The following is a 4,077-nucleotide window of genomic DNA, read 5'->3' on the forward strand; positions in this document are numbered from 1 at the left end:
CGGGGCGATGCCGGGCTCGCAGACGTTCGATCTCGGCTCGTAGGTCCGGCTGGTTGTAGAGCCAGGACCGGGAGACGCCCGCTTCGCGGGCGACTGCCTCGAAGGTGATCACGGTGCCGGTGGCGTCCATCCGCCGCAGGGCCGAGGTGGCGCGTCGGCGGGTTGCCGCGGCCCGCCGGTGGGCCGCAGCGACGATCGGGTGGGAGTTGTCAGCTGGCATGGGCGGCGTCCTCCGGGTTGTCCTGGCCGTCCTGGAGCTCGCTGATCATGCGGTCGAGGTTGTCGGCAACCTGCTGGTTCATCTCAGCGACCCGGGTGTGGCCGCAGCCGGTGGCGTTGTCGATCAGCGCCAGGGTCCGGGTGCGCTGTTCACGGAGCTCGGGCAGGAACTCGGGTCCGGTGAGGAAGACCGGGCGGGTCAGGCACGCGTTCGCGTGCGGGCAGGTCTTCTGGACGGGCAGTCCGCAGTAGCCGTTGGGCAGAGTTTGAGTGGCGATGCCGTAGCGGGTCTTGGCCCACTGGACTTGGCCGAGGGGCCCGTCGCTCTCCAGTGCGACGCGCTCGCCCTTGATGTTGACCTTCATCGCCTGCTCCCACCGGCGCCGCACCGTCTGATCGGTGATCCGCGCATAGTGGGCTGTCATCTGGGACGACTCGTGATCAAGGAGGACCCGTACGACTTCCTGGGGGACGTCCCTGTTGATCAGTCGGCAGGCAAAAGTGTGTCGCCATTGATGCGGTGTGAGATGGACGGGGCGGCCGTGCTCGTCGTGGATTTCGCAGGTAGCCAGCCAGCGCTTCAGCATCTGGCGGTAGGTGCTGTAGGGCAGTTGGAGGTTGCCGGAGACGTTCGCGTGGGGCCTGGGGAAGAGGCAGGTGGTGGCTTCGGGCCAGCGTTCCAGGGTGCGTTGTTGCTGGGCGCGGATGGCGGCCTGGAGTTCCTCATCGATGGGGACGGCTGCCTCGCGCTTCATCTTGGTGTTGAAATACCGCAGGTAGGGGGCGCCTTGGCCGTCATGGACGACGCAGTCGAAGTCCAGCGTGAGTGCACTGGAGATCCGCAGCCCGCAGCGGACGAGGATGAGTGTGACGAGCTGGCCCGCCGGGTTGGTCCATCGCCGCAAGTTCTCTTCGGATTCGACCTGGGTCATGACGTGTTTGGCCAGCCGGCGGGAGACCTGCGCGGGGGCGGGCGGCGTGTCACCGGGGTAGAAGGCGGCCGTGCCCGGCAGTGTGTCGTCCCAGTGATGCTGCCGGATGGCCTGGAAGAACAGGTTCAGTCCGCCGATCTTGGTCTTCTTGACAGCGCGCCCGCCCGGCCGCGAGGCGACCCAGGCCAGATGCCGTTCAAGCAGCGGGCGGTCGACGTCGGCCAGCCGATCGACACCGGCGAGGGTCAGGAACTCACTGAAGGAGACCAGGGCGTCCAGTCCTGCCCTTGCCGCAGCGATGCTCAGCCCGGAGGTCAGCCGCAAGCGCATCCAGCGTTTCCCCAGGTCACGGAGCCACGGCTGGGCAATGGCATCGAATCGGAGCCGGACCCGTGGACTTGGGGCGGTGGCTGCGGCACGAGTGATGCTGCCGGGCAGCTTGTGCAGGCGCCAGATATCCCGGCCGTACCCAACCTCCCAGCCGGCTCCGTCCCGCAGTGTCTCGACAGCGTCACGTGTCTCGATCAGGAACAGCACCGGATCACGGATCACGCGGGTCTTGGCGGCCTGCCGCCACTCGGCCTCGTCGAGATCCAGCAACGAGGACACCGCCGCAGATCTCGCGAATCGCACTGCCTGCATCACCCCGCGTGGGGCGGTCGCGCGACGGTGAGCGTCGGCCCGGCACTGCAGCCCGTACTGGAATTCCAGCGTCAGCTGGGGCGGCAAATCACGCAGGTCGATGACCCCACCGCCACTCAACTCGCAGTCGAGGATGAACCGTTCGACATCGTGGTGGCCGGCACGCTTCCACCGGTCGTGATGGTTCTTGCAGAACAGCTTCTGCAGCGTTTCGACCCAAAGGGTGCAGAACGGCAGACGGCACTCAGTCGCCTCGGGGTTGACCAGGGCCGGAGCCTCCCAGGACTCAAGGTCGGGTCTGCCCGATCGTGCCCATCGGTCGTGGTGCTTGGAGCACAGCCCGCGGGAGCTGAGGCCATAGCGGCAGCCGTCGACGCGGCAGGCCGCGAGAGGCGTCCGACCACGAATCGGTGCCCCAGGGTCAGCAAGGAAGGCCGCGAGATCCGGGTGCCCACGGTGCCTCCACCGCACGGCGTGCCCGTTGCAGAGACCGCGCATGCTGACCGGGCGATCGCAGTCGACAACCGTGCAGCCGGGGGACGCGAAGACCGAATCGTCCGGGGCGGGACGGTAGATCTCGGTGCGGAACTCCGCCCGGACCGTGGCCAGTAGCCTCTCCAGCAGGCCGCCTCGTTCGTGGCCGGGGCGAACGGCGCCAGCGGTCACAGTCGGACCTCTCGCCCGGTGAACCAGCCTGCTTCCTCCAGGGTACGGCGGGCGTCCTCGACGGTCAGGTGACCATACGTGTCGATCGTGGTGCTGATCGAGACATGACCAAGAAGCTCTTTGACGTTCTCCATGCCCGCCCCGCGCCTCAGCAGCCAGGTCGCGTAGGTGTGCCGGTACTGGTGCGGCTCGAAGATGATGCCGGTGGTCCGCCGGAGCCGTTGCACCAGGTCATAGACGGCCGGGTAGCCCCAGGGGTGGCCGTGCGGTTCGGCGAATAGGTTGACGAAGACGTAGTCGGAGTCCAGGGCGCCGTACTCGCGGTGCAGGTAGTCGGAGTACAGACGCATCAGCTCCGCGCTGGCCGGGATGGCGCGGGAGCGGCCGGCCTTCGCCCGGGCACGGTTGTCGTTCTGCCGCGGAACGACGGTCACCTGCCGTTCGGCGATGGCGATGTCGTCGTGCCGCAGACCCAGGGCCTCGCCGATGCGGACCCCGGTGTCCAGCAGCAACGCGAACAACAGCCGGTCACGCAAATGGCCACAGGCATCCAGAATTTTTTGGGCCTGGGCGGCGGTCAGGACGCGGGGACGTCGCCGGTCAGCCTTCAGCTTGATGGTGCGCTGCCGCTCGGGCTTGCCAGAGGCGATGTGCTGCAGGAACGGCTTGTAAGAGGTGGCCGCGGCCCGGTGCCGCCCGGCGGGCCGCATCGTCACCAGCAGGTCTGCGACCGCGACGCCGTTCCGGGCGTGGAACTCGTAGAAGGTGCTGACCGCCGCGAGCTTGCGGTTCACGCTGGAGGTCGCGCAGTGGTGCTCGACCGTCGGTAGCACCGAGACGGCTCCGTTTCGGGCCGGCGGTGACAGCCGCAGCCAGGCCACGAACCCGGCCATCGCCTCCAGGTTCACTGTCCGCCAGTCCAGACCCCGACCGTCGAGGTAGGTCCACCAGTCCTTCAGGTCATGGGCGTACGCCTTGACGGTGTTCGGCGACCGCTCCACTGCCGAGAGGTAGGCCAGGAACGACTCCACCGGGCCGACCGGCCGCAGATCGTTCCCCATGAGCGTCCACGACTCCGCCGTCGAGTCGGGTGTCAGCACCCGCTGTACTCGCATCGCACCTCCGGTTCATCCGTGATGGATGGCGGTAGATAACCGCATCCACCAAGCGAACTGGCGGACCTTCAGAGTGCTTCACACACATGAGGGACGCGCTGCTGCGGGCTCAAGATAACGGCCGTTGATCTTCTTCGCCCCGTCGTAGCCGCGCGAGTCCCGGCCGACCGTCTCGGCGGCCTTCACGGACTGGGAGTCGATGACGGTGGCCGCCGTTCCGGGGGCTCGGCCCATCCCGCGACGGACGCGTTTGCGGAGCTGGTCGCGGATCTGCCCGACCACCCCGGCCGCAGCCCAGCGGGCCATGAAGCCGTAGCAGGTCCGCCAGGGCGGGAAGTCCCGCGGAAGGGCTCGCCACTTGCAGCCGGTGTCGACGACGTAGCGGATCGCGTCGACGATCTCCCGCCAGGGGTGCTTCTCCGGGCGTCCGCCGGTGGGAAGCTCGCAGGCCAGCCGGGGCAACAACGGTTCGATCAGGGCCCATTCGTCGTCCCACGTGTCCG

The 4,077-nt window shown here is 68.0% G+C and carries 3 protein-coding genes and 1 pseudogene; all 4 read right to left on the reverse strand.

All coding sequences use genetic code 11. The features are described 5' to 3' along the window. Positions 1-220: DUF6262 family protein (locus ACFZBU_RS47900; protein ID WP_391590144.1), on the reverse strand; the 220-nt coding region annotated here is incomplete at its 3' end. Then, positions 210-2,459 (reverse strand): tyrosine-type recombinase/integrase, encoded by a 2,250-nt coding sequence (locus tag ACFZBU_RS47905; protein ID WP_391590145.1) that lies wholly within the window; start codon positions 2,457-2,459, stop codon positions 210-212. The genes ACFZBU_RS47900 and ACFZBU_RS47905, both read right to left, overlap by 11 nt. Then, positions 2,456-3,574 carry a tyrosine-type recombinase/integrase gene (locus tag ACFZBU_RS47910; RefSeq protein WP_391590146.1) on the reverse strand — a complete coding sequence of 373 codons (1,119 nt, stop codon included), beginning with the start codon at positions 3,572-3,574 and terminating at the stop codon, positions 2,456-2,458. Before ACFZBU_RS47910 ends, ACFZBU_RS47905 begins: the two co-directional genes overlap by 4 nt. Positions 3,575-3,691: 117 nt before the next feature. Then, positions 3,692-4,077 (reverse strand): annotated as a pseudogene (locus ACFZBU_RS47915) (transposase); the annotation flags it as partial.

Source organism: Embleya sp. NPDC008237, assembly GCF_042956465.1.
Lineage (GTDB): Bacteria > Actinomycetota > Actinomycetes > Streptomycetales > Streptomycetaceae > Embleya.

What these genes read in the sequence shown, in the direction of transcription:
- ACFZBU_RS47910 (WP_391590146.1), bottom strand. Translation starts at nt 3,574, where the DNA reads ATGCGAGTACAGCGGGTGCTGACACCCGACTCGACGGCGGAGTCGTGG.